Here is a 23178-nt window from a genome sequence, read left to right as displayed (position 1 = left end):
GCTTAATAGGTCAGTCAGTTCTTACTGAAAGTCTTCCGGCAGGAGGCCGGCCGGCATGTTCTGGTAGGAGACCGGGCGCAGGAAGCGGCGGATCGACATGGTGCCGACGCTGGTGGCGCCGAAGTTGGTGGAGGCCGGGTAGGGGCCGCCATGCACCATGGAATCGACCACTTCGACGCCCGTCGGGAAGCCGTTGACGAGCACGCGGCCGGCCTTGCGCTCGAGGATCGGGCGCAGGCGTTTGGCCTCGTCCAGATCACCCTCATCCATGTGGATCGTCGCCGTCAGCTGACCCTCGAAGTTGCGGGCAAGCTTTTCCATCTCGGCGGTGGAGCCGACGCGCACGACGAGGCCGAGCGGGCCGAAGACTTCTTCGGAAAGCGCGTGATCGGCCATGAACTGGTCGCCGGAGATTTCGAAGAGGTTCGGCGAAGCTTGCCGTTCCGCCGAGTCCGTCGTCAGCAGCGGCTTGACCGAATTGCGGCTCTGGAAACGCTCCTGCCCGTCACGATAGGCCTTGGCAATGCCGTCCGTCAGCATGGTCTGGGCCTGCACCTTCTCCAGCGCCTCGACGGTCGCCTTGGTGAAGCGGTCGGCGTCCGGCCCGTCGGTAACGATGGCGATGCCGGGATTGGTGCAGAACTGGCCGGCACCCATGGTCAGCGAGCCCGCCCAGCCCTGGCCGAGCGTTTCGGCGCGCGCCTTCATGGCTTCCGGCAGCAGGAACATCGGGTTGACCGAGCCGAGTTCGCCGAAGAAGGGGATCGGCTCGGGGCGGGCGGCGCACAGGTTGAAGAGCGCGCGGCCCCCGGCGAGCGAACCGGTGAAGCCGACGGCCTTGATCAGCGGATGCTGGACCACGGCCTCGCCCACCTGGCGGTTGCCGCCCTGGATCAGCGAGAAGACGCCCGGATGCACGCCGGTCTTCTTGATGGCGGCGAGGATGGCATCGGCGATGATCTCGCCCGTGCCCGGATGGGCCGAGTGACCCTTGACGACGACGGGGCAACCGGCGGCGAGCGCGGCCGCCGTGTCACCGCCGGCGGTGGAGAAGGCGAGCGGGAAGTTCGACGCGCCGAAAACGGCGACCGGGCCGATGGGGCGCTGGATCAGGCGGATTTCCGGGCGCGGCAGCGGCTGGCGGTCGGGGAGCGCCGCATCGACGCGGCGGTCGAGATAGTCACCCTTCTCGATGTGATCGGCAAAAAGCCGGAGCTGACCGGTGGTGCGGCCGCGCTCGCCCTGCAGGCGGGCGACGGGCAGGCCGGTTTCCTGCGTGCCGATCTCGGTGATGGTGTCCGCACGGGCCTCGATCTCGTCGGCAATGGCGCGGATGAAGGCGGCGCGGTCCGCCCGCGATGAGTAGCCGTAGGACAGGAACGCCTCTTCGGCCGCTTCCGCCGCCTTGTTGACGATCTCGACGGTGCCGACGGCAAAATCGTGCGAGGGGCCGTGGGCGGGCGTCGAGGCAAAGGTGCCGTTGCCCTCAAGCCATTCGCCGGCCACGAGGTGTTTGCCATTGGGGGTGAAGCTCATTGCATGTATCTCCGTGTCGCAAGGGTGCGGTCGAATCGGTCGGTCTTGCCGGGCTGGGGTCTCAAGGGCTCCGGCATGGCGCCGTGCGAAGCGGCGGTGCCGAACAGTCCGCGATGCCGGATGGTTTCCGGTCCCGCACGACATCCGCTCCTCCCGCTCCGTCTCCGGCGCGGATAGGGTTTCCCACGTTTCGCGGCGAAAGAGAATGGGTTTGCGATGATCTCCATGAGGAATGAGCTGTCCGACCTCTCGGTCTTCCTGCTGATCGTGCGCCACCGCTCGTTCCGCAAGGCCGCCGATCAGTTGGGTCTTTCCGTCTCGGCCCTCAGCCACCGCATGAAGGCGCTGGAGGCGCGCCTCGGCGTCAGGCTTCTCAATCGCACCAGCCGCAGCGTCGCCCCCACGGCCGCCGGCGCGGCGCTCGCCGAAAAGGTCGCCGCCGGCCTCGACATCATCCATGAGGGCATCGAGGAATTGCAGGGCCGTTTCGGCGGCATTTCCGGCAGCGTGCGCATCAATGTGCTGCGCGATGCGGTGCCGCTGCTGCTCGCGCCGGTGCTGCCGGTGTTTCGCGAGCGCTATCCGACGATAGAGCTCGAGATTGCTGCCGACGACCACTTCCTCGACGTCACCGCGGAAGGCTTCGATGCCGGCCTTCGGTATGCCGGCTCCATCCCCGAAGACATGATCGCCGTCACCGTCACCGAACCGCTGATGTGGGTCGCCGTCGCTTCTCCGGCCTATCTGGAGCGCATGGGCCGGCCGCAGCACCCGAGCGATCTGCTGCGCCACAATTGCGTTCGGCTGCGCACCGGCCGCGGCCAGATCGTGCGCTGGGATTTCGACCGCGGCGAGGAGCATCTGGAAATCGACGCGCCGGGCTCGCTCATTTCCGGCTCCACCGACATCGCGCTCTCGGCGGCGCTCTCCGGCACGGCCGTCGTCTATTGCCTGGAGCGGCTGGCCCGTCCGCATGTCGAGGCCGGCCGGCTGGAAATCCTCTTGCCGGATTGGGCCTCGCCCGGCCCGCCGCTTGCCTTCTACTATTCCAGCCGTCGGCAGTTGCCGCATGGCCTGCAGGTGCTGATCAAGACGATCCGCGAACTGCGCCCCACGGCGTGAGCGATCGTTGAGCCTGGCGAAACGATCCATTGAGTTGCCCGCGATTGCCGAAACCATGCCGCTCGCCTACTCATAGGCAAAGGGCAGGCTGCCAAGGGCCGGCCGGCGCCGCCATGGCGCACAGCAAGGGAGACACCCAATGCAGACACAATATGTTCCCGCGGCCGATCGTTACGAGAACAGGGACTACCGCCCCGTCGGCAAGTGGGGCCTGCGCCTGCCGCCGATCTCGCTCGGCCTGTGGCACAATTTTGGCGGCACCGATGTGTTCGAGACCGGCCGCGCCGTGGTCCGCCGCGCCTTCGACCGCGGCGTGACCCATTTCGATCTCGCCAACAATTACGGCCCGCCCTACGGCTCGGCGGAAGAAAACTTCGGCCAGATTCTCAGCAAGGATTTCGCAAACCTGCGCGATGAGCTGGTCATTTCCTCCAAGGCCGGCTGGGACATGTGGCCGGGTCCCTATGGCATCGGCGGTTCGCGCAAGTATCTGATGGCCTCGCTCGACCAGAGCCTGAAGCGCATGGGCCTCGATTACGTCGATATCTTCTATTCGCACCGTCCGACTGCCGATGTGCCGCTGGAAGAGACCATGGGCGCGCTGGTGCAGATGGTGCGCCAGGGCAAAGCGCTCTATGTCGGCATTTCCTCCTACGGCGCCGAGCGCACCCGCCAGGCCGAAGCGATCCTGCGCGCCGAAGGCGTGCCGCTCCTCATCCACCAGCCCTCCTACTCCATGCTGAACCGTTGGGTGGAGGAGGAGCTTCTGGGCACGCTCGATGCGCTCGGCACGGGCTGCATCGCCTTTTCGCCGCTGGCGCAGGGGCTGCTCACGAACAAGTACCTGAACGGCGTTTCCGCCGACAGCCGTGCGGCCCGCGCCGGCTCCTTCGATGAAAGCCTCCTGACGGACGACAACATCGCCCGCGTGCGGGCGCTGAACGACATCGCCGCTCGTCGCGGCCAGTCGCTGGCGCAGATGGCCATTGCCTGGGTCCTGCGCGACCGGCGCATCACCTCCGCCCTGATCGGCGCGCGCAATGTCCAGCAGCTCGACGACAGCCTCGATGCGCTGAACAACCTCGCTTTCACCGATGAGGAGCTGAAGGAGATCGATCGCCACGCCAGCGACGGCGGCATCGACCTGTGGCGCAACGTGATGCAGGAAAACTAAAGATCGATCGGCCCGTCTGCTTCAAGAGGCGGGCCGTCGTGCTTCCAGGGAGGAGAAAACGATGGAATACAGACTGCTCGGCCGTTCCGGCCTCAAGGTTTCCACCATCACCATGGGCACCATGACCTTCGGCGGCGTGGGCTGGGCCAAGACCGTGGGCGATCTCGGCGTTGCCGATGCCCGCCGCATGGTGGACCTTTGCCTCGACCACGGCGTCAATCTCATCGACACGGCGGACGCCTATTCCGCCGGCGTCTGCGAGGAGATCATTGGCGAGATCCTCGGCGGCACCAGCAAGAGCGGCGTGCTGATCGCCACCAAGGCGCGTTTCCCGATGGGCGAGGGACCGAACGATCGCGGCCTGTCGCGCCAGCATCTCATCGCCGCCTGCGAGGCCAGCCTGAAGCGCATGAAGACCGATGTCATCGACCTCTACCAGGTGCATGAATGGGACGGCCTGACCCCGGTCGAAGAGACCATGGAGGCCCTCGACACGCTCGTGCGCCAGGGCAAGGTACGCTATATCGGCTGCTCCAACTTCTCCGGCTGGCACATCATGAAGGCGCTCGGCGTCGCCGAACGCGACCGTTACCAGCGCTTCGTCAGCCAGCAGATCCACTATACGCTGGAAAGCCGCGACGCCGAAAACGAGCTGGTGCCCATCAGCGTTGACCAGGGCCTCGGCATCCTCGTCTGGAGCCCGCTCGCCGGCGGTCTTCTGTCCGGCAAGCACCGCCGCAATCAGGCCGCGCCCGAAGGGACCCGTCAGTTCGCCGGCTGGACCGAGCCGCCGATCCGCGATGAAAACCGCCTCTGGGACATTGTCGATACGCTGGTTGCCGTTGCCGAAGAACGCGGCGTTTCGGCCGCGCAGGTGGCGCTCGCCTGGCTTCTCGGCCGCAAGGGCGTCACCTCCGTCATCGTCGGCGGCCGCACCGAGGCCCAGTTCCGCGACAACCTCGCCGCTGCCGATCTCAAGCTGTCGGACGAGGAGCGCCGCCGCCTCGATCAGGTCAGCCAGCCCTGGCTGCAATATCCCTACTGGCACCAGCGCAACACCGCCAATGACCGCCTCGGCGAAGCCGACCTCAGCCTGATCGCCCCCTATCTTCCGGAGGCGTGAACGGGGGACCCCTGAGACGGGTGGATGGTAACGCCGCGCTTGCTCCATCCCGTGCAGTGTGGAACGATGCCCAAACGGTGATATGCGACGTTACGGATTGTTGGCTTCGCACCCCCTCATCTGACCCTTCGGGCCACCTTCTCCCCGCCGGGGAGAAGGGTCTTCAGCGCGGCGTCTCGCCATGAAAAGCCGCGAATGGCTCGTTGGGTCGCTGGGTGGCGCGGTGCTCGCATCTTGGTCTCTTCTCCCCCTCGGGGAGAAGGTGCCGGCAGGCGGATGAGGGGGGAAGCCAGCGATGTCTTGGCATCGTCCGCACGATCCGCCACTTCAGGAGGAGCGCTAATATGTTGGAACTGTTGATCTCTCAACTCACGGACCCGTTCCGCATCGGGCTTGTCGTCTTCCTGCTCGTCACCGCCATCCGCACCCGTGCTGCGACGGGCCTCTGGGCTCCGCTGGCCGTTGGCATCCTCTTCGTGGCAGTGCTGATCCCGCTGACGACCGGCGCCGCCGCGGCGCCTGACAACGCCACGCGCCTCACCGCCATGGCGGTCGGTGTGCTGGCCAATGCCATGCTGCTCGCCGTGCTTCTCGCCGGCTGGTTCGGCTGGCAGAAGGCGCGGCGCTAGAGGCGCTTCATTGCCTGTTTCCCGCCGGCGGTGAGCGGTTCGGCAAAAGGAAAGTACTGGCTTACTTTCTGGATCGCGAGCCCCGCATCTTTTCCCCAGCTCACCCGTCGTCTTCAACCAAAGTCGTCCTGAACCGCGCCTTCGGCCCGTGTTACAAAGCATCATGACGCCTGATGAAGTCTTGTCTGACTTCTATCAGGCGGCAGCCCCGCCGCGGGAACGGCGCGGGTCTTTCGCTTTGCCGGTCCCTCAAGGGGGCGGGTCTTGCCACGGGAGGTTTGTGGCAGGTTCGTCAGGGGTCGGCGCGATGAACACATGGGAACCCATGGGGCCGGCCTTGAAAGGCGCGGCCCACACTGGAGGAGGACTTTTTAAAATGGCAGCGACGGATATCAGCAACGCCGGGGATCGTTCGCGTCCCATGACGGCGGAGGAAAAGAAGGTCATTCTGGCCTCCTCCGCGGGCACGGTCTTCGAGTGGTACGACTTCTACCTTTACGGCTCACTGGCGGCGATCATCGGCGCGCAGTTCTTCACGGCCTTCCCGGAAGCGACGCGCAACGTGTTCGCGCTGCTGGCCTTTGCCGCCGGCTTTATCGTGCGCCCCTTCGGCGCCCTGGTGTTCGGTGCGCTCGGCGACCTCGTCGGCCGCAAATACACCTTCCTGATGACCATTCTCATCATGGGCTTTTCCACCTTCCTCGTCGGTCTTCTGCCGACCTACAACAGCTGGGGTGCAGCCGCGCCGATCATCCTCATCATCCTGCGCATGCTGCAGGGCCTGGCGCTCGGCGGTGAATATGGCGGCGCCGCGGTCTATGTGGCCGAACATGCGCCCGCCAACCAGCGCGGCTATTTCACGGCCTTCATCCAGACGACGGCAACGCTCGGGCTCCTGCTCTCGCTCGTCGTCATCCTCTCGGTGCAGAGCTACGTGAACGGCAACTGGGATCCGACCCCGGTTCTCGATGCGGCCGGTGCCGCCGTCATGAACCCCGACGGCACGCCGAAGATGATCAAGGCTTTCGATCTGTGGGGCTGGCGCATCCCGTTCCTCGGCTCGATCATCCTGCTGCTCGTCTCGCTCTACATCCGCATGCAGATGCATGAATCCCCCGCCTTCAAGAAGATGAAGGCCGAGGGCACTGCATCGAAGGCGCCGCTGCGCGAAGCCTTCGGCACCTGGAAGAACGGCAAGTTCGCGCTGATCGCCCTCTTCGGCCTCGTCGCCGGCCAGGCCGTGGTCTGGTATTCCGGTCAGTTCTACGCCCTGTTCTTCATCCAGAACGTCGTCAAGGTCGACAGCTTCACCGCCAACGTCATGGTGGCCTGGTCGCTGATCCTCGGCACCGGCGGCTTCCTGTTCTTCGGCTCGCTGTCCGACCGCATCGGCCGCAAGCCGATCATCCTTGCCGGCTGCCTGATCGCCGCGCTCACCTACCACTTCGTCTTCCCGCTTCTGACGAAGACGGCGAACCCGGCGCTCTACGCTGCTCACCAGACCCCGGTCATCGTCACCGCGGCACCCGGCGACTGCTCGTTCCAGTTCAACCCGACGGGCACCGCCAAGTTCACCTCGTCCTGCGACATCGCAAAGTCGACGCTCGCCAAGACCTCGGTGAACTATGAGACGGTCGAAGATGCCGCGGCCACGACGGCGCAGGTCAAGATCGGCGACACCGTTATCCCCGCCTACAATGCCGCTGCCCTGACGGGCGACGAGGTCAAGGCAACGCCGGCCGCCTTTACGAAGTCGGTCAACGATGCCCTGACGGCTGCCGGTTATCCGCTGAATGCGGAAGCCAATACCAGCGTCATCAAGGCCAGCAACTTCTTCGACATCTTCACCGGCCAGAAGATCATGGTCATCCTGATCCTGACCTACCTCATCCTGCTGGTAACGATGGTCTACGGCCCGATTGCCGCCATGCTGGTCGAGCTCTTCCCGACCCGCATCCGCTACTCTGGCCTGTCGCTGCCCTACCATATCGGCAACGGCTGGTTCGGCGGCTTGATGCCGGCCACCGCCTTCGCCATCTCCGCGCAGACCGGCAACGTCTATGGCGGCCTGTGGTATCCGATCATCATCGCAGCCGCGACCGTGGTCATCGGCGTGCTCTTCGTGCCCGGCGGCACCCACAAGAAGGACATCTTCGCCGACGACGCGCGGTAAGGATCACCGACACGGCGGGCCGGCAGCGGCCCGCCGGAAACCTCGACAGAAAGCCCGGCTGGCGCCAAGCGTGTCCGCCGGGCTTTTCGTTTCAGCGCGCCCCTTTGCTGTGCATTCCCGGCCGCCCTCCGACCCCTCCTGCGCGATCGGTTTGACATCGGGTGAGAGACGCCGCAGGAATGGACCGGTCAAGAGTGGCCGGGACGGCGGGAAGAAAATGAGCAGCACTTCGTATTTTTCAGATGTCGGCGGCCTTCCGCCGCAGACGCAGACCCTCTCCAGCAAGGCGGTCTTCAAGACGGCCTATGCGGTGATCCCGAAGACGGTGATGAGCGACATCGTCACCAGCGTCCTGCCCCACTGGACCGAGACGCGCGCCTGGATCATCGCCCGTCCCATGACCGGTTTTTCCGAAACCTTCGCCCAGTACATCATGGAGGTGAAGCCGGGCGGTGGCAGCGAGAAGCCCGAGCCCGATGCCCGCGCATCGGCGGCAATTTTCGTCGTCGAAGGCGAGGGGACCATCACCCATGCGGGCAAGGATCATGCCTTGCGCGCCGGCTCCTTCGCGTACCTGCCCGCGGGTAGCATGTGGTCCCTGCGCAACGACAGCGCCGCCCCGATCCGCTTTCACTGGGTGCGCAAGGCCTTCAAGGTCGTGGATGGCCTCGCGCCGCCGCCGGCCATCTTCACCCATGAAGATGACTGCGCCATGCACGCCATGCCCGATACGGACGGCCGCTGGGCGACCACCCGCTTCATCGACCCCGCCGACGTGCGCTACGACATGCACCTCAACATCGTCACCTTCCAGCCGGGCGCCATCATTCCCTTCATGGAAACCCACATCATGGAGCACGGCCTCTATGTGCTGGAGGGCAAGGCCGTCTACCGTCTCAACGAGGATTGGGTGGAGGTCGAGGCGGGCGACTATATGTGGCTGCGCGCCTTCTGCCCGCAGGCCTGCTATGCGGGCGGCCCGGGGCGCTTCCGCTACCTGCTCTACAAGGACGTCAACCGCCATCCGGCGCTCTGGTAGAGCGCAGCCGTCGATCGCCCCCTGAAAGGAGAACGGCCATGCCAGCCCGGCGTGGCCGTTCCTGTACGCTCGTCATGAGCGGCTGCAAAAGCGACAGGCGCGGCCGCCGGACCGCAGGACCGCCTGGCCGGGATGCCGGACCCACTGTCGCGCCCCGCCCTTCTGCAGGCGACGCGGACCTATAGAGATGAGCGCGGCGCGCCTGCTTCTTCCCGCTCAAGAAATTACCAAATCGTAAGTTGCCGACGGGGCTACGTGGCCTAGCTTGTACAGCAAGCCTGTATGATCGGCGGTCCTGAAGCATCAGTCTTTGCAAGACTTTGGTTTCGCCGCCCGTCGATGGCCGGCCAGACGATTGCCAAGGTCTACGCAATGCCCCACCTGAACCCCGCCCCGATTGCCGTCCCGTGCTTTCCCCAACACGCAGAGATCGTCAGGTCAGGAGGATCCGCGGCGTGACGCCAGCAGCGCGGGCCTCCACCGTGCGCCCCGCAAACCCGTTTCACCGTTCGCCCCGGCGAATGACGCGATCTCGGAGATCGCCAGACAAGGAGTGATGAGATGCAGATTGCGATGGTTGGACTGGGACGCATGGGCGCCAACATGGTGCGGCGGCTTTTGAAATACGGCCACGACTGCGTCGTCTTCGACGTCAATCCGGCCAATGTCGAGGCGCTCGTGCGGGAAGGCGCGACGGGCGCGAACTCGCCGGAAGACCTCGTGGCGAAGCTGACGCCGCCGCGTGCCGTCTGGCTGATGCTGCCGGCCGCCATCACGCCGAAGATCGCTCGCGACTTCGCCGCCCTTTTGGAGAGCGGCGACGCCATCATCGACGGCGGCAATTCCTTCTACCGCGAGGCGATCGATCTGGCGGCGGAGTTTTCGCCCCGCGGCATCGACGTCATCGACACCGGCACCTCCGGGGGCGTGTGGGGCCTCGATCGCGGTTATTCGCTGATGATCGGCGGCCCAAAACCCGCCGTCGAGCGGCTGGACCCTATCTTTGCGTCTCTGGCGCCGGGCGCCGGGCAGGATATCGCGAGCGACCCCGCAACCGGCACGGCCCCGCGCGGCTATCTGCATTGCGGTCCCTCCGGTGCCGGCCACTTCGTCAAGATGGTGCACAACGGCATCGAATACGGCGTGATGGCCGCCTATGCCGAGGGCCTCAACATCCTGAAGGCCGCCAATCTCGGAACGCAGCCGCGCACGGCAGATGCCGAGACCGCGCCGCTGACCCATCCGCAATACTACCAGTTCGACATCGACCTTCCTGCCGTCACCGAAGTCTGGCGGCATGGTTCCGTCATCGGTTCCTGGCTTCTGGACCTGACGGCCGAGGCGCTGAAGCAGGATCAGCATCTGGAGCGCTATGACGGGCGCGTTTCGGATTCCGGCGAGGGACGCTGGACACTGCAGGCGGCCGTCGAGACCGGCGTGCCGGCCCCGGTGCTCGCCTCGGCGCTGTTCGAGCGGTTTTCCTCGCGCGGCGAAGCGGAGTTTGCCGGCAAGGTTCTCTCGGCCATGCGCTTTGCCTTTGGCGGCCATCTGGAAAAGGCACGGTAAGGGAAGGGCGATGGCAAAACAGCGATCCGATGTGCTGGTGGTGTTCGGCGCCACGGGCGATCTTGCCCACAAGATGATCTTTCCCTCCCTCTACGCGATGGTCAAACGCGGCACCCTCACCACGCCGATCATCGGCGTCGCCTTCGAGGACTGGACGCGCGAGCAACTGATCGCCCGGGCCCGCGATGCCGTCGTGACCCATGTCAAGGCGATCGACGAGGCCGTTTTCGGGCGGCTCGCGGCCCAGCTCGACTACGTCTCCGGCGACTACCGCAGCCAGGCGACCTTCGACCGGTTGCGGGTTGCGCTCGGTGAGCACACCCACCCCCTCTACTACCTCGCCATCCCGCCCTCGCTGTTCCAGACGGTCGTATCGGGGCTCGAAACGGCCGACATCGCCGCAACGGCCCGGCTGATGGTCGAAAAGCCCTTCGGCCACGACCTCGCTTCCGCCAAGGCGCTGAACACGGCGCTGCATGGCGTGTTCGATGAGGATGCCATCTTCCGGATCGACCATTTCCTCGGCAAGGAAGCGATTCAGAACATTCTCTATTTCCGCTTCGCCAACGCCTTTCTCGAGCCGGTCTGGAACCGCAATCACATCGACAGCGTGCAGATCACCATGGCGGAGGATTTCGGCATCAAGGGGCGCGGCAAATTCTATGATGAGGTCGGCTGCATCCGCGATGTCATCCAGAACCATCTCGTCAACGTGCTCCTGTTGCTCGCCATGGAGCCGCCGGCAACCAGCGCCTCGGACGATCTGGTCGACGAAAAGGTGCAGATCCTCAAGGCCATGCCGCCATTGACGCGCGACGACGTGGTGCGTGGCCAGTTCGATGGCTATCTCGACGAGCCGGGCGTCGCACCGGGCTCGACGCGCGAGACCTTCGCCGCCGTGCGCTTTCGCATCACGACCTGGCGCTGGAACGGCGTTCCCTTCTTCATCCGGGCCGGAAAGAACCTGCCGGCCCATGCCACCGAGGTGGTGGTGCGCTTCAAGCAGCCACCGGTCGCGCTCTTCGACGACATGAAGACCGCCGCGCCGAACTATGTTCGCTTCCGCCTCGGCCCTGACATCGCCATCGGCCTTGGCGCCCGGCGCAAGGCGGCCGGCGACGGCATGCAGGGCGAGGCGGTGGAACTTTCCGCCCTCGACGACGGCGTCGGCGACATGGCCCCCTACGAGCGGCTGATCGGCGATGCGATGGCCGGAGAGCGCCAGCTCTTCACCCGTCAGGATGCGGCGGAACTTGCCTGGAAGATTGTGGAGCCCATCCTCGATGATCCCTCAACGCCGCCACTCTACCGGCCCGGCACCTGGGGGCCTGACGAAATGGCCGGTTTTGCACCGCCCGGGGGCTGGGTCGATCCGGCCTGAACGACATGGAGAGCGCAATGACTGACCCGATGCCGGACAAGAGCGACCGCGCCGTCCTCTCGATCGATATTGGCGGGAGCCACGTGAAGATCCGCTCCAGCGCAGGCGGGGAGGAAAAGAAGGTCGAAAGTGGCAAGGCGATGACCGGGGAGGGGATGGTCGAGGCCGTCAAGGCCATGGCGGCCGGTCTCTCCTATGACGTGATCGCCATGGGCTATCCCGGCCCCGTCGTTCACAACAGGCCGCTGCGCGAGCCCGTCAATCTCGGCGAAGGCTGGGTCGGCTTCGACTATGCCGGCGCCTTCGGCTGCCCCGTCCGCATTGTCAATGATGCGCTGATGCAGGCCATCGGCTCTTATAATGGTGGCCGCATGCTCTTCCTCGGTCTCGGCACCGGGCTTGGTGCCGCCATGATCGTGGAAAACGTCGCGCAGCCCATGGAGATCGCCCATCTGCCCTACCGCAAGGGCAAGACCTACGAGCACTATGTCGGCGAGGCCTACCGCGAAAAGAAGGGCAACAAGGTCTGGCGAAAGCGCGTCTTCGATGTGGTCGAGCGCCTGACGGCGGCCCTTCAACCCGATGAGGTGGTCATCGGTGGCGGCAATGTCGAAAAGCTCGACACGCTTCCCGAAAAATGCCGGCGCGGCGACAATGCCCTCGCCTTCGAGGGTGGCTTTCGCCTGTGGAAGGACGCCGCCCTCGTGGTGTAAGCGCGCGCACCCGGCCCGCACCCTTATCCCGCCTGTACAGGGCCGGCATCGATCGCACGGCCCGCCGTGACATCGCGGACCGCCTGCATGAAGGCCGTGAAGGCGGCGGGCGGGTTTTTCCGGCCGGGATAGTAGAGCGCGAGCGGCGGAAGGGTCGGCGTCCAGTCCTCAAGTACCCGCACCAGCCGCCCGGCGGCAATATCCCCGCGCACATCCGCCTCCATCACATAGCCAAGGCCGAGGCCGCTGCGCGCGGCGATGCTGACAAGGCTCGATTCGTCGAGGGTGATCGACCCCTGAACATCGATCTGCACGGCCTCCCCATCCTTTTCGAACTGCCAGCGAAACAGGGCGTTGTTCGGAAGCCGCGCCCGGATGCAGCGGAAGCGGTAGAGGTCGGCGGGAACGATCGGGACGCCGTGGGCGGCCAGAAATGCGGGCGAGGCGACGACCGCATTGCTGCGCGCCCGGCCAAGCGGCACGGCGATCATGTCGTTCGGCACCAGATGGGCTGGCCTTAGGCCCAGATCGAAGCCCGCCGCGACGATATCGACGATCCGGCCCTCCGTGACGAGGTCGATATGCACCTGCGGATAGCGCTGCAGGAAAGGCAGGATGATCGGCTCCATGACCTCGCGTGCCGCCGAGGCAAAGGCGTTGATCCGCAGCGTGCCGGTCGGCACCGCCTGCAGCGATTGCACGGCGAGCAGCGCGTCGTGAATGTCGGTCATCGCCGGCCCCACCCGCTCGACGAAGGTTCGGCCCGCATCGGTGAGCGAGACACTGCGCGTCGTGCGGTTGAACAGCCGGATGCCGAGGCGCTGTTCCAGCTTGGCCACGGCATTGCTGAGCGCCGTCGTGGAGAGGCCAAGCTCCACCGCCGCCGCGCGAAACGAGCCGAGGCGCGCAATGGTCAGAACGGCATCCAGATCGACAAGAACAGATCGCGTCATTATCCCGTTTTCCGAAATTCCTTATCCTTGTTTGTCCCGCTTATCGTGTCAACCGTCCGGCCTTAGATTGCACCTATCGACCTTCACGACGAAGGCGAGGCCGCCAGACGCCAAGCCTGGAAACGGACGGAGAACCGCCATGACCATCCAACTTCCCAAGGCCATCGAAGCCTTTTTCGCCGCTGACCGGATCGCCGACCCCGACGCGATCGCCGAAGCCTTCATCGAGACTGGCATTATGAAGGATCGGGGCGAGACCCACCGGGGGCGCGCCGCCATCCGCGCCTTCATGGCCGCGGAACTGAAGCAGTACAGCTACACGACGGAGCCGTTCTTCATCGCCAGCGAGAACGGCCGGACACAGGTGACCTGCCACGTCGTCGGCACCTTCCCGGGCAGCCCGATCGATCTTCGGTATATGTTCGTTCTCGAAGGCGACAAGGTTGCCGAACTGGAGGTCACGGTATGACGCCCTTCCTCACGCTGGAGGGCCGCCGCGCCCTCATCACCGGCGGCACGTCCGGCGCCGGCGCCGCCACCGTTTCGCTCTTCAAGGCGCTCGGCGCGCGGGTGATGACGACGGCGCGCACCCGGCCTGCCGGTTTTTCCGGCGCGGCCTTCGTCGAGGCCGACCTGACCACGAAGGCTGGCGTTGAGACCGTGGCAGAGGCGGTGCGACGCGACTTCGGCGGTCTCGACATCCTCGTCAACATGCTGGGCGGCTCCTCGGCGCCTTCGGGCGGCTTTGCCGCCCTCACGGACGAGGAGTGGGAGAAGGAGTTCAACCTCAACCTCTTCCCCGCGATCCGGCTCGACCGGGCCCTGATCCCCGGCATGATCGCTGAAGGCAAGGGCGTCGTCATCCACGTCACCTCGATCCAGAGAAGCCTGCCGCTGCCGGAAGCAACGACCGGCTATGCTGCGGCAAAGGCGGCGCTCAACACCTACAGCAAGAGCATCTCCAAGGAAGTGTCTCCGAAGGGCGTGCGGGTGGTGAGGGTCTCTCCGGGCTGGATCGCCGATCGCACCTCGAACGGCCTTGCCCTGCGGATCGCGAAGGAGGCCGGCATCAGCTACGAGGCGGCGCTGGAGGTCATCATGAATTCGCTCGGCGGCATACCGCTCGGCCGCCCCGCCGCGCCGGGGGAGGTGGCGGACCTCATCGCCTTCCTCGCCTCGGACCGTGCCTCCTCCATCACCGGCACGGAGCACATCATTGACGGAGGAACGGTCCCGACCGCCTGAGGTCGGGATGGAGCGGGGCGCTCTTTGCTGTTCCGGGCCGAGAGGAGCGCTGGGCTTTTCTCACGCCCGCAGCCAGATCCGGATGCCGAAGGCGACCGCACCGGTTGCGAGCACCCCGAGTGCCCAGAGCGCCACGAACCAGGCCAGACGTTTTGCCCAGGTCGTCTTGGCGGTCATCAGTGATATCCTTCCCCGTGCCGGACCTTGCCGCGAAAGACCCAGTAGGAATAGGCGGTATAGGCAAGAATGATCGGTACAAGGACGACGGCGCCGACCAGAAGGAAGGAGAGGCTCTCCGGCGGCGCTGCGGCGTCCCAGATGGTCAGCGATGTCGGCACGATATAGGGATAGAAGCTGATGCCGATGCCGATATAGCCGAGCACGAACAGCCCGAGCGAGGCGAGGAAGGGCAGCGCATCGCGGCCGGTCCTCAGCCCCTTGACGATCAGGTAAAGGCAGCCGAGCACCAGCAGCGGCACGATGACGCTGAAGATGGCGGTCGGGAAACCGAACCAGCGGTCGAGGTAGAGGGGCCGAAGCCAGGGCGTCCAGAGACTGAAGACGCCCATGGCCAGAACGGTTGCGACGGCGAAGGGCAGAGCCAGCCGGCGTGCGCGCAGGGCGAGGTCACCCTCCGTCTTCATCACCAGCCAGGTCGCGCCGAGCAGGCCATAGCCGATGACGAGCGCAAGGCCGGTGGCGATCGAAAACGGCGTCAGCCAGTCCCACCAGCCGCCCGCATAGGCGCGATCGACGACGGTGATGCCCTGCACCAGCGCACCGAGCGCGATGCCCTGGCAGAAGGCCGCGACCAGCGAGCCGCCCGCAAAGGCCACATCCCAGACGCGCTCCCAGCGTTTCGTGCGCCAGCGATATTCGAAGGCAACGCCCCGGAAGATCAGCCCGAGCAGCATGAGGATGAGCGGCATGTAAAGGGCCGGCAGGATCGTTGCATAGGCGAGCGGGAAGACGGCCAGAAGGCCGCCACCGCCCAGCACCAGCCAGGTCTCGTTGCCGTCCCAGACGGGCGCGACGGAATTCATCATCACGTCGCGGTCGTGCTTTGCCCGGAAGAGGGGAAAGAGGATGCCGACGCCAAGGTCGAAGCCGTCCATCACGACATAGGCGAGCACGCCGAAGGCAATGATGGCGGCCCAGATGAAGGCGAGATCAATGGGCATGCGAGCCTCCAAGGCTTGGACCGGGCGTGATGCCCTGGGTGCGGATCGGACCCTCCTGCAGGTCAGGCGTCGGATCACGCGGCAGCCGCGCCATCAGCCGGAGGATATAGAAGGTGCCGGCACCGAAGACGAAGAAATAGACGATGATGAAGGCGATCAGCGAGGCCGCCACCGCAGGTGCGGCAATGGGCGAATGCGACTGTGCCGTCAAAAGATGGCCATAGACCGTATAGGGCTGGCGTCCGACCTCGGTGGTGATCCAGCCGGCGAGAACCGCCAGGAAACCGGCCGGTCCCATGGCGACGGCGGTGCGGTGCAGCCAGACGCTCTTGGTCAGCGTGCCACGCCAGCGGCAGACCAGCGACCACAGGCCGATGCCGAGCATGGCAAAGCCAATGGCGACCATGACGCGGAACGACCAGAAGACGATCGCCACCGGCGGCTCCTTGTCGTCGTCGATCGTATCGAGACCCGCGAGCGGTTCGTTGAGACCATGCTTCAGGATCAGGCTGGAGAGCTTGGGAATTTCGATGGCGTAGTCGACGCGCTTTTCGGCCTCGTTCGGCAGCCCGAAGAGGATGAGCGGTGCGCCGTCGGGGTGGCTGTCGAAATGCCCTTCCATCGCCATCACCTTGGCGGGCTGGTGTTCCAGCGTGTTGAGGCCGTGGGCGTCGCCGGCAAGGATCTGGATCGGCGCGACGATGGCGGCCATCCACATGGCCATCGAGAACATGGTGGAGGCGCGCAGCGGCGCCGTGCGCTTCAGCAGGTGCCAGGCCCCGACCGCACCGACCACGAAGGCGGTGGTGAGGTAGGCGGCCAGAACCATGTGGACGAGCCGATAGGGGAAGGACGGGTTGAAGATCACCGCCCACCAGTCGAGCGGGATGAACTGGCCCTGGTCATTGAAGCCGAAGCCGGCCGGCGTCTGCATCCAGGAATTGACGGCGAGGATCCACGTCGCGGATATCAGCGTGCCGAACGCCACCATGCCGGTGGCGAGGAAATGCAGGCCGGGACCGACCCGCTCGCGCCCGAACAGCATGACGCCGAGGAAGCCGGCTTCGAGGAAGAAGGCGGTCAGGACCTCATAGCCCATCAGCGGGCCGATGACCGGCCCCGCCTTGTCGGAGAAGACCGCCCAGTTGGTGCCGAACTGGTAGGACATGACGATGCCCGACACGACGCCCATGCCGAAGGCGACGGCGAAGATTGTCTTCCAGAAATTGAAGAGTTCCAGATAGACCACGCGTTTGGTCTTCAGGTGCAGCGCTTCGAGCACGAAGAGGTAGCTCGCCAGGCCGATCGAGAAAGCCGGAAAGATGATATGGGCCGAGACCGTAAAGGCAAACTGGATACGGGCAAGGACGACCGCGTCGAAATTCTCGAACATGGGACCCTCATGTGTCGGACGATCAGGCGTGCGAAGCCTGACCAAGGCTACGATACAGCATATAGGCTGCGACGGCGAAGATCAGTGTGGCAAAAAGGCTGTTCAGCGTGCCCTTGCGCGCCGACAGGTGCTTGGCAAGAGCCGAACCTGCAAAACCGCCAAATGTGCCACCGGCGATGAAGATTGCCGCCAGCAGCCAGTCGACATAGCCGGAAAAGGCGTAGTTGAGGGCCGTGGTCAGCCCGAAGGCCGTGACCGCAACGAGCGAGGAGCCGATCGCAAAGAGGATCGGCATGTTGGTCGAGGCAATGAGGCCCGGCACGATCAGGAAGCCGCCGCCGATGCCGAAAAAGCCGGAGAAGACGCCGGTCAGCCCGCCGAAGCCGGCCACCTTGTGAACGTTCTCGCGCGAACACTGGGCGCCGGGATTGCCCTGCGCGCCGCGGCCACGCAGCATGAGAACCCCGACGAGCAGCATGAGCAGGGCAAAGAGGATCAGCAGCTTCTGCCCGTCGATCATCTTTCCGAAGGTGGAGCCGATAAAGGCGCCGACGATACCCGCGACGCTATAGATGCCGGCGCAGCGCCACTTGACGTTCCCGAGCCGCGCATGGCCGACGAGATTGGTAAAGGCATTGGCCGCGACGGCAAAGGCGCTTGTCCCGATCGCCATGTGCGGGCTCGGCACGCCCACCAGATACACCATCAACGGCACGGCCAGGATCGAACCGCCACCGCCGAAGAGACCGAGCGTGAAACCCACCAGTCCTCCGGAGACGGCGCCAAGGCCATATTGCAGCGGTTCGAGCATCATGATCATCGCCTCCTGTCGCGTTCACGCGGCCGTTTTCTTGAGGTCGGGGCTGACCAGCCATTCACGGCCCTTCAGCATGGCGTGCCAGTAGATCGGCGGCAGGGCTTCGGCCTTCAGGTACCATGCAAGGCTGGAGGGCTTCGTGCCGTCGATGACCCAGGTCGGAAAGGTCGGCATCAGCTTTCCGCCATAGCCGAATTCGGCAAGCACGATCTTGCCGCGCTCCACGGTCAGCGGGCATGAACCATAACCGTCGTAGGCTGCCGGCATGTCCCGGCCGTCGAGCACAGAAAGAACGTTCTCGGCGACGATCGGCGCCTGCTTGCGGGCGGCTGCGGCCGTCTTGGCGTTGGATGTCGCGGCGGCATCGCCGAGCGAAAACACGTTCGGATAGCGCTTGTGCTGGAGGGTCGCCTCGTCGACATCGATCCACCCGCCCTGGTTCGCGAGTGGGCTGTTGCGAACGAAGTCGGGCGCGATCTGCGGCGGGCAGACATGGATCATGTCAAAGCCGAGCGTCTCCTCCGTGACGGTGCCGTCGGCCGCCGTCCGGGCAAAACGGGCCTCCTTTTTCTGTCCGTCGACGGCCAGCAGTCGGGAGCCGAAATTCAGGTTCGCCCGGTATTTCTTCACATATTCCATCAGCGCCGGCACATAGTCCTTCACGCCGAACAGCACGGGTCCGGCGGTGTGGAATTCGATATCGATGTCGTTGATCCGGCCCTGCCGGTACCAGTGGTCCCCCGACAGGTACATGGCCTTCTGCGGCGCGCCGGCGCATTTGATGGGCATTGGCGGCTGGGTAAAAAGCGCGCGCCCGCCTTTCAGGTTCTGGACGAGGGACCAGGTGTAGGGCGCCGTATCGAACCGGTAGTTCGAGGTGACCCCGTTGCGCCCGAGTGCGTCTTCGAGACCTTCGATCGCCGACCAGTTGAGCATGACGCCGGGTGCCGCAACGAGCATCCGGTAACCGATACGCCGGCCATCGGTCAGGACAACGCGGTCATGATCGGGCTCGAATGCGGCGACAGACGCCCTTTCCCATTTTGCGCCCTGCGGTATGAGGTCACGCATGGGACGAACCGTGTCCTCCGGCTTGAAAATACCGCCGCCAACCATGGTCCAGCCGGGCTGATAGGCGTGGCGTTCTGCCGGGTCTACCAGGATGATGTTGAGGCAGCGGCGACGCTTTAGAAGACTTGCCGCCGTGGCGATGCCGGCCGCGCCGGCCCCGACGATCAGGACGTCGCAGGCTGCGCTGGAGGGTGCATCCGACGTATGGCTGCGCTCGGCAAGGCGGGGTCGCAGGTTCGAGAGATCATATCCGGCTTGCTGCGTCGCCTTCAGCGCGGCGTCCGCGCCAAGCTCCGGGGCCTGCGACAATGCCCAGAGCATCGCCACCCGCGTTCCGGACCGGCAGAATGCCAGAATCGGCTTGGGCAGGTCTTCAACCGCCTTCTGGAAGAGCACGACATCGCGCTCGGAAATGCTGGACGCGACGACGGGCACGTGCCGGAATTCAAGGCCTGCCCCTTCCGCGGCAAGACAGACGCTGTCCGCAGACGGCTGGGCCTCCTCTTCGCCATCGGGCCGTGCTGACAGGATCGACCGGAAGCCGAGGCGGGCAAATTCATTGATGTCGTCGAGCCCGATCTGGGGCGAGACGCTGATGCTGGTATCAAGCCTTCTGATGTCCATGGCAGTTCCTCCTCAAGATGCCTGGGCCCGGGCGCTCCCGCGCGACGTGGCCATCCGGTAGGCAGCCATGCCGGCGAGCATGGCGGCCGTGAACAGGACCGCCTCCCAGCGGCCTGTAGCGAGAGATGCAATCGCGGGGCCGGGGCAGAGGCCCACAAGCCCCCAGCCAAGACCGAAAAGGATGGCGCCGCCAACCAGCGGGCGGTCAATGACGCGGCTGGTCGGAACGTGAAAGGTGGTGTCGAAGACCGGACGGGTCCGGTTGCGCTTGATCGCATAGGCAATGGATGAGGGAATGAGCGCTCCCCCCATCACGAAAGCCAGCGATGGATCCCAGGCGCCGGTCACGTCGAGAAAGGCAAGGACGCGGGCCGGATTGACCATATCGGAGATGACGAGGCCGGCGCCGAACAGGAGGCCGGAGAGGATCGATGCGAGAAGCCGGGGCACCATCACGCACCGCCTGCCAGATGGCGCATGACAGTGACCGTCACAGCCGCAACGGCCATGAAGGTGAGCGTCGAAACGATCGAGCGGGGCGACAGGCGTGCCAGTCCGCAGACACCGTGGCCGCTGGTGCATCCCGATCCGAGCCGCGTTCCAAAACCGACCAGCAATCCGCCGGCGACCAGAAGAAGCGGTGACGCCGTGATGGTCAGGTTCGGTTCCCGGATGAAGGCAAACGCCGCTGCCGCGCCTGCAAGGATGCCGCCGAGGAACCCGAGGCCGAGAAGGCCTGGGCGCCCGCCGGACAGGCCGACCGCGCTTGCGGTCAGGCCGGATATGCCGGCAACGCGCCCGTTCAGCAGCAGGTAGAGCGCCGCCGACAGGCCGATGAGAAGGCCCCCGGCGAGCGGCCACAGAAAATTGAAACTGGACATGGCTAAGACCGGGTCGTTAGAGGGCGTTGACGGGAATCTTCAGGTACTGGACACCGTTTTCTTCCGCCGGGGGCATTTGCCCGCCCCGCATGTTCACCTGCACCGACGGCAGGATCAGTTTGGGCATGGCAAGCGTCGCGTCGCGTGCCGTGCGCATCGCGACGAATTCGTCTTCGCTGACGCCGTCATGCGTATGGATATTGCCAGTGCGCTCGGCGCCGACGGTCGTTTCCCAGGCATAGGTATCGCGGCCGGGTGCCTTGTAGTCGTGGCACATGAACATGCGGCCCTCGTCCGGCAATTGCGTCAGCCGTTTGATCGAACGGTAAAGCGTGCGGGCGTCGCCCCCCGGAAAGTCACAGCGCGCCGTGCCGAAATCCGGCATGAACAGCGTGTCGCCGGGGAACACCGCGTCGCCGATGACATAGGCAAGGCAGGCCGGGGTATGGCCGGGCACATGCAGGACCGTGGCGTCGAGGTTTCCGATCTTGAAGCGGTCGCCATCCTGGAACAACTGGTCGAACTGGCTGCCGTCGCGCTGGAACTCGGTGCCGGCGTTGAAAATCTTGCCGAACACTTCCTGCACGCGGATGATCTCACGCCCAATCGCCAATTGGCCGCCGATCTCCTTCTGAAGGAAGGGCGCGGCCGACAGATGGTCGGCATGGGCATGCGTCTCCAGAAGCCACTGGACCTCGAGACTTTCGGATTTGACGTAATCAATGAGGGATTGCGCGGAGGCGCTCACCGTCCTTCCGGATGCAGCATCATAGTCGAGGACGCTGTCGATGATCGCGCAGGCCTTCGACTGCGGATCGCGAACGACGTGGCTGACGGTGAATGTCGCGGGGTCAAAGAAGGATTCGACGTGCGGACGCTTGGCGGCCTCGGCCAGCGCCTCCCGGACGATCTGCGATGCATGGGTGAGATGGATATCTGCGCTCTCGGTCATTGATTTCACTCCTGTCCATGTGCAAATAATGCATAGTTATATTAATAATGCAATAGTGAATTTCTGATGACAAATGGAGGGGATGGCGCTAAGCCATGCAGGCACGCGTCAATGAGGTATTTCGAACATGGATGGATCGGGCTCGAACCAGCATTCGCCATCGCCGGCACTGCGCCTTCACGACAGGGCGCCAGGTTTCAGGGCGCGCTCCACCGCCGGCGACATCGCGCTGTCGGACTATCGCGGACGCTGGCTGGTGTTTTTCTCGCATCCAGCAGACTTTACCTCCGTCTGCACGAGCGAATTCATCGCCTTTGCGAAGGCGCAGCCGGATTTTGCAAGACTTGATTGCGATCTGCTCGGCCTGTCCGTCGACAGCCTCTACGCGCACGTCGCCTGGCTTCGCGACATCGAGCGCAGCTTCGGTGTGAAGGTCGGCTTTCCGCTGATCGAGGATTCCGCGATGATCATCGCGCGCGCCTACGGAATGCTGGATGCGGCCGCGCAAAACAGCGGGACGGTGCGGGCCACCTACGTCATCGACCCCGAGGGCGTGATCCGTGCCATTGCCTGGTACCCGATGAATGTCGGGCGGTCGGTTGCAGAACTGTTGCGCCTCGTGGCCGCCCTTCAGGCATCGCAAGCCGCACAGGCCCTGACGCCGGAAGGATGGCAGCCTGGCGACGCGCTGATCGAGCCCGCAGCCACCTCGATACAGGAGGCGGATGAGAGGGATGGTGGGCCGTCGTGGTATTACCGGGAGCGCAAGGCATGACACAAAAGCCCCCATCCCTTGACGCGATGCAGGAAAAAGCGGCTGAGGCCGCCGATTTCATGCGCCTCTTCAGCACGCCAAGCCGGCTCATTCTGCTGTGCCATATCGCCGACAAGGAGCGCTCCGTCGGGGAAATACAGGAAGCGCTCGATTTCAAGCAGCCGGCCCTGTCGCAGCAACTCGCCGAACTGCGCCAGGCCGGCGTCGTGCAGACCCGTCGCGCCTCGCGGCAAATCTACTACTCGATCGCCGATGATCGCGTTCTGGCGGTCATGAAGATGTTGATGCAGGTATTTTGCGCCGCCGATGCCGATGCGGCGGCGTCAGAGGCCAAACCCGCAGCGCCACGGCAGGGGACGTCAGCCACGCTGGACTACCCCGGCGAAATGTCGCTCTGGGCGCGTCTGGAAGGCTAGCCGAAGCGTCATCGCATCACCTTCTCAAACAGAAATCTTTGATTAGGCTGGAATAAGGGCTCTGACTCATTCTCGATGATGTTTCGGATTCTACTGGCCTGGCTCTTGAAGGAGAATCAGCGCCATGCGAGCCTATTTTCAGCCTTCCGATTTAAACCGAGTTGAACGTGGAGGCAGTGTATCACAGACCCGATGTGATCGTCGTCACCGCACATGGTCAGTCCCGAGGTTGCAGGTGTCCCGAATGCGGCACGACCCGTATTCATAGTCGCTATTCTCGGATTATCGAATTGCACCTGACCTTCCGACGCTTTGTCTGTGACCTTGCCCCGCTGAACTAATCCATTTTGAAGTAAGCTCTGGCCCATCGAGAGGACCAGAGAATGAAGCGCAACCGTTTTACGGACGAACAGA

The 23178-nt window shown here is 64.8% G+C and carries 24 protein-coding genes; 13 read left to right on the top strand and 11 right to left on the bottom strand.

The window, feature by feature from the left end; translation table 11 throughout:
- Positions 1–21: 21 nt before the first annotated feature.
- Positions 22–1536, bottom strand: coding sequence for an aldehyde dehydrogenase (NADP(+)) (locus tag F3H41_RS08805; RefSeq protein WP_149738304.1), 1515 nt, complete (start codon positions 1534–1536; stop codon positions 22–24).
- Between the two features lie 216 nt (positions 1537–1752).
- Here F3H41_RS08805 and F3H41_RS08800 point away from each other — a divergent pair, with 216 nt between their 5' ends.
- The 9 genes from F3H41_RS08800 to F3H41_RS08760 all read left to right on the top strand — a co-directional run bounded on the left by F3H41_RS08800 (position 1753) and on the right by F3H41_RS08760 (position 12456).
- Positions 1753–2658 carry a LysR family transcriptional regulator gene (locus F3H41_RS08800; protein WP_149738303.1) on the top strand — a complete coding sequence of 302 codons (906 nt, stop codon included), beginning with the start codon at positions 1753–1755 and terminating at the stop codon, positions 2656–2658.
- A 139-nt stretch (positions 2659–2797) separates the two neighbouring features.
- Positions 2798–3832, top strand: coding sequence for an L-glyceraldehyde 3-phosphate reductase (mgrA, locus tag F3H41_RS08795; protein ID WP_149738302.1), 1035 nt, complete (start codon positions 2798–2800; stop codon positions 3830–3832).
- Positions 3833–3893: 61 nt separating this feature from the next.
- A complete protein-coding gene (locus F3H41_RS08790; RefSeq protein WP_149738301.1) occupies positions 3894–4955 on the top strand; it encodes an aldo/keto reductase in 1062 nt (353 codons plus the stop codon).
- A 344-nt stretch (positions 4956–5299) separates the two neighbouring features.
- Positions 5300–5584: a hypothetical protein gene (locus F3H41_RS21230; RefSeq protein ID WP_188129399.1), complete on the top strand. Its 285-nt coding sequence runs from the start codon at positions 5300–5302 to the stop codon at positions 5582–5584.
- A gap of 421 nt (positions 5585–6005) precedes the next feature.
- Positions 6006–7757, top strand: a complete 1752-nt coding sequence (locus F3H41_RS08780) for an MFS transporter (protein WP_149738619.1) — start codon at positions 6006–6008, stop codon at positions 7755–7757.
- Between the two features lie 217 nt (positions 7758–7974).
- Positions 7975–8796, top strand: a complete 822-nt coding sequence (locus F3H41_RS08775; RefSeq protein WP_149738300.1) for a bifunctional allantoicase/(S)-ureidoglycine aminohydrolase — start codon at positions 7975–7977, stop codon at positions 8794–8796.
- Positions 8797–9357: 561 nt separating this feature from the next.
- Positions 9358–10362, top strand: coding sequence for a phosphogluconate dehydrogenase (NAD(+)-dependent, decarboxylating) (gnd, locus tag F3H41_RS08770; RefSeq protein ID WP_149738299.1), 1005 nt, complete (start codon positions 9358–9360; stop codon positions 10360–10362).
- 10 nt (positions 10363–10372) lie between these two features.
- Positions 10373–11743 (top strand): glucose-6-phosphate dehydrogenase, encoded by a 1371-nt coding sequence (zwf, locus tag F3H41_RS08765; RefSeq protein ID WP_149738298.1) that lies wholly within the window; start codon positions 10373–10375, stop codon positions 11741–11743.
- 17 nt (positions 11744–11760) lie between these two features.
- Positions 11761–12456, top strand: coding sequence for an ROK family protein (locus F3H41_RS08760; protein ID WP_188129398.1), 696 nt, complete (start codon positions 11761–11763; stop codon positions 12454–12456).
- Positions 12457–12479: 23 nt separating this feature from the next.
- Here F3H41_RS08760 and F3H41_RS08755 read toward each other — a convergent pair whose 3' ends face one another.
- The gene (locus F3H41_RS08755) at positions 12480–13409 is read right to left on the bottom strand and encodes a LysR family transcriptional regulator (RefSeq protein ID WP_149738297.1); all 930 of its coding nucleotides are present in this window, start codon (positions 13407–13409) and stop codon (positions 12480–12482) included.
- A gap of 139 nt (positions 13410–13548) precedes the next feature.
- Here F3H41_RS08755 and F3H41_RS08750 point away from each other — a divergent pair, with 139 nt between their 5' ends.
- Positions 13549–13878, top strand: coding sequence for a nuclear transport factor 2 family protein (locus F3H41_RS08750; RefSeq protein ID WP_149738296.1), 330 nt, complete (start codon positions 13549–13551; stop codon positions 13876–13878).
- A complete protein-coding gene (locus F3H41_RS08745) occupies positions 13875–14654 on the top strand; it encodes an SDR family oxidoreductase (protein ID WP_149738295.1) in 780 nt (259 codons plus the stop codon). Before F3H41_RS08750 ends, F3H41_RS08745 begins: the two co-directional genes overlap by 4 nt.
- A gap of 60 nt (positions 14655–14714) precedes the next feature.
- Here F3H41_RS08745 and F3H41_RS08740 read toward each other — a convergent pair whose 3' ends face one another.
- The 8 genes from F3H41_RS08740 to F3H41_RS08705 are packed head-to-tail and all read right to left on the bottom strand — an operon-like array spanning position 14715 to position 21573.
- Positions 14715–14831, bottom strand: coding sequence for a DUF2474 family protein (locus tag F3H41_RS08740; protein ID WP_149738294.1), 117 nt, complete (start codon positions 14829–14831; stop codon positions 14715–14717).
- Complete coding sequence (gene cydB / locus F3H41_RS08735) at positions 14831–15835, bottom strand: cytochrome d ubiquinol oxidase subunit II (protein WP_149738293.1); 1005 nt, start codon at positions 15833–15835, stop codon at positions 14831–14833. The genes F3H41_RS08740 and cydB overlap by 1 nt, the downstream gene beginning before the upstream one ends.
- Positions 15825–17228: a cytochrome ubiquinol oxidase subunit I gene (locus F3H41_RS08730; protein WP_149738292.1), complete on the bottom strand. Its 1404-nt coding sequence runs from the start codon at positions 17226–17228 to the stop codon at positions 15825–15827. Before F3H41_RS08730 ends, cydB begins: the two co-directional genes overlap by 11 nt.
- A 22-nt stretch (positions 17229–17250) precedes the next feature.
- Positions 17251–18042, bottom strand: a complete 792-nt coding sequence (locus F3H41_RS08725) for a sulfite exporter TauE/SafE family protein (RefSeq protein ID WP_149738291.1) — start codon at positions 18040–18042, stop codon at positions 17251–17253.
- 21 nt (positions 18043–18063) lie between these two features.
- Positions 18064–19740 (bottom strand): bifunctional protein tyrosine phosphatase family protein/NAD(P)/FAD-dependent oxidoreductase, encoded by a 1677-nt coding sequence (locus F3H41_RS08720; RefSeq protein ID WP_149738290.1) that lies wholly within the window; start codon positions 19738–19740, stop codon positions 18064–18066.
- A gap of 12 nt (positions 19741–19752) precedes the next feature.
- Positions 19753–20193 carry a YeeE/YedE family protein gene (locus F3H41_RS08715; RefSeq protein ID WP_149738289.1) on the bottom strand — a complete coding sequence of 147 codons (441 nt, stop codon included), beginning with the start codon at positions 20191–20193 and terminating at the stop codon, positions 19753–19755.
- Positions 20193–20621, bottom strand: a complete 429-nt coding sequence (locus F3H41_RS08710) for a YeeE/YedE thiosulfate transporter family protein (RefSeq protein ID WP_149738288.1) — start codon at positions 20619–20621, stop codon at positions 20193–20195. Before F3H41_RS08710 ends, F3H41_RS08715 begins: the two co-directional genes overlap by 1 nt.
- A 16-nt stretch (positions 20622–20637) precedes the next feature.
- Entirely contained in the window at positions 20638–21573 is a 936-nt protein-coding gene (locus F3H41_RS08705; protein WP_149738287.1) for an MBL fold metallo-hydrolase, read from the bottom strand.
- Between the two features lie 127 nt (positions 21574–21700).
- Here F3H41_RS08705 and F3H41_RS08700 point away from each other — a divergent pair, with 127 nt between their 5' ends.
- The gene (locus tag F3H41_RS08700; protein WP_149738286.1) at positions 21701–22348 is read left to right on the top strand and encodes a peroxiredoxin; all 648 of its coding nucleotides are present in this window, start codon (positions 21701–21703) and stop codon (positions 22346–22348) included.
- Positions 22345–22764, top strand: coding sequence for a metalloregulator ArsR/SmtB family transcription factor (locus F3H41_RS08695; protein ID WP_149738285.1), 420 nt, complete (start codon positions 22345–22347; stop codon positions 22762–22764). The genes F3H41_RS08700 and F3H41_RS08695 overlap by 4 nt, the downstream gene beginning before the upstream one ends.
- Before the next feature lie 116 nt (positions 22765–22880).
- Here the strand turns inward: F3H41_RS08695 and F3H41_RS21420 are convergent.
- On the bottom strand, positions 22881–23178 hold a 298-nt coding region (locus F3H41_RS21420), incomplete at its 5' end, for a hypothetical protein (RefSeq protein ID WP_210246653.1).

Origin of the sequence: Rhizobium sp. RU20A (assembly GCF_900155885.1) — a bacterium.
Taxonomy (GTDB): domain Bacteria; phylum Pseudomonadota; class Alphaproteobacteria; order Rhizobiales; family Rhizobiaceae; genus RU20A.
The sequence above is the reverse complement of the archived record's forward strand: the minus strand, read 5'-3'. Positions and strand labels throughout refer to the sequence as shown.

Coding starts and splice junctions, on each gene's coding strand:
- F3H41_RS08780 (WP_149738619.1), top strand. CDS start 6,006: ATGACGGCGGAGGAAAAGAAGGTCATTCTGGCCTCCTCCGCGGGCACG.
- F3H41_RS08775 (WP_149738300.1), top strand. CDS start 7,975: ATGAGCAGCACTTCGTATTTTTCAGATGTCGGCGGCCTTCCGCCGCAG.
- F3H41_RS08725 (WP_149738291.1), bottom strand. CDS start 18,042: ATGATGCTCGAACCGCTGCAATATGGCCTTGGCGCCGTCTCCGGAGGA.
- gnd (WP_149738299.1), top strand. CDS start 9,358: ATGCAGATTGCGATGGTTGGACTGGGACGCATGGGCGCCAACATGGTG.
- F3H41_RS08750 (WP_149738296.1), top strand. CDS start 13,549: ATGACCATCCAACTTCCCAAGGCCATCGAAGCCTTTTTCGCCGCTGAC.
- F3H41_RS08730 (WP_149738292.1), bottom strand. CDS start 17,228: ATGTTCGAGAATTTCGACGCGGTCGTCCTTGCCCGTATCCAGTTTGCC.
- F3H41_RS08700 (WP_149738286.1), top strand. CDS start 21,701: ATGGATGGATCGGGCTCGAACCAGCATTCGCCATCGCCGGCACTGCGC.
- F3H41_RS08805 (WP_149738304.1), bottom strand. CDS start 1,536: ATGAGCTTCACCCCCAATGGCAAACACCTCGTGGCCGGCGAATGGCTT.
- F3H41_RS08755 (WP_149738297.1), bottom strand. CDS start 13,409: ATGACGCGATCTGTTCTTGTCGATCTGGATGCCGTTCTGACCATTGCG.
- F3H41_RS08715 (WP_149738289.1), bottom strand. CDS start 20,193: ATGGTGCCCCGGCTTCTCGCATCGATCCTCTCCGGCCTCCTGTTCGGC.
- F3H41_RS08720 (WP_149738290.1), bottom strand. CDS start 19,740: ATGGACATCAGAAGGCTTGATACCAGCATCAGCGTCTCGCCCCAGATC.
- F3H41_RS08695 (WP_149738285.1), top strand. CDS start 22,345: ATGACACAAAAGCCCCCATCCCTTGACGCGATGCAGGAAAAAGCGGCT.
- zwf (WP_149738298.1), top strand. CDS start 10,373: ATGGCAAAACAGCGATCCGATGTGCTGGTGGTGTTCGGCGCCACGGGC.
- F3H41_RS21230 (WP_188129399.1), top strand. CDS start 5,300: ATGTTGGAACTGTTGATCTCTCAACTCACGGACCCGTTCCGCATCGGG.
- F3H41_RS08800 (WP_149738303.1), top strand. CDS start 1,753: ATGATCTCCATGAGGAATGAGCTGTCCGACCTCTCGGTCTTCCTGCTG.
- F3H41_RS08760 (WP_188129398.1), top strand. CDS start 11,761: ATGACTGACCCGATGCCGGACAAGAGCGACCGCGCCGTCCTCTCGATC.
- F3H41_RS08745 (WP_149738295.1), top strand. CDS start 13,875: ATGACGCCCTTCCTCACGCTGGAGGGCCGCCGCGCCCTCATCACCGGC.
- F3H41_RS08740 (WP_149738294.1), bottom strand. CDS start 14,831: ATGACCGCCAAGACGACCTGGGCAAAACGTCTGGCCTGGTTCGTGGCG.
- F3H41_RS08790 (WP_149738301.1), top strand. CDS start 3,894: ATGGAATACAGACTGCTCGGCCGTTCCGGCCTCAAGGTTTCCACCATC.
- mgrA (WP_149738302.1), top strand. CDS start 2,798: ATGCAGACACAATATGTTCCCGCGGCCGATCGTTACGAGAACAGGGAC.
- F3H41_RS08710 (WP_149738288.1), bottom strand. CDS start 20,621: ATGTCCAGTTTCAATTTTCTGTGGCCGCTCGCCGGGGGCCTTCTCATC.
- cydB (WP_149738293.1), bottom strand. CDS start 15,835: ATGCCCATTGATCTCGCCTTCATCTGGGCCGCCATCATTGCCTTCGGC.
- F3H41_RS08705 (WP_149738287.1), bottom strand. CDS start 21,573: ATGACCGAGAGCGCAGATATCCATCTCACCCATGCATCGCAGATCGTC.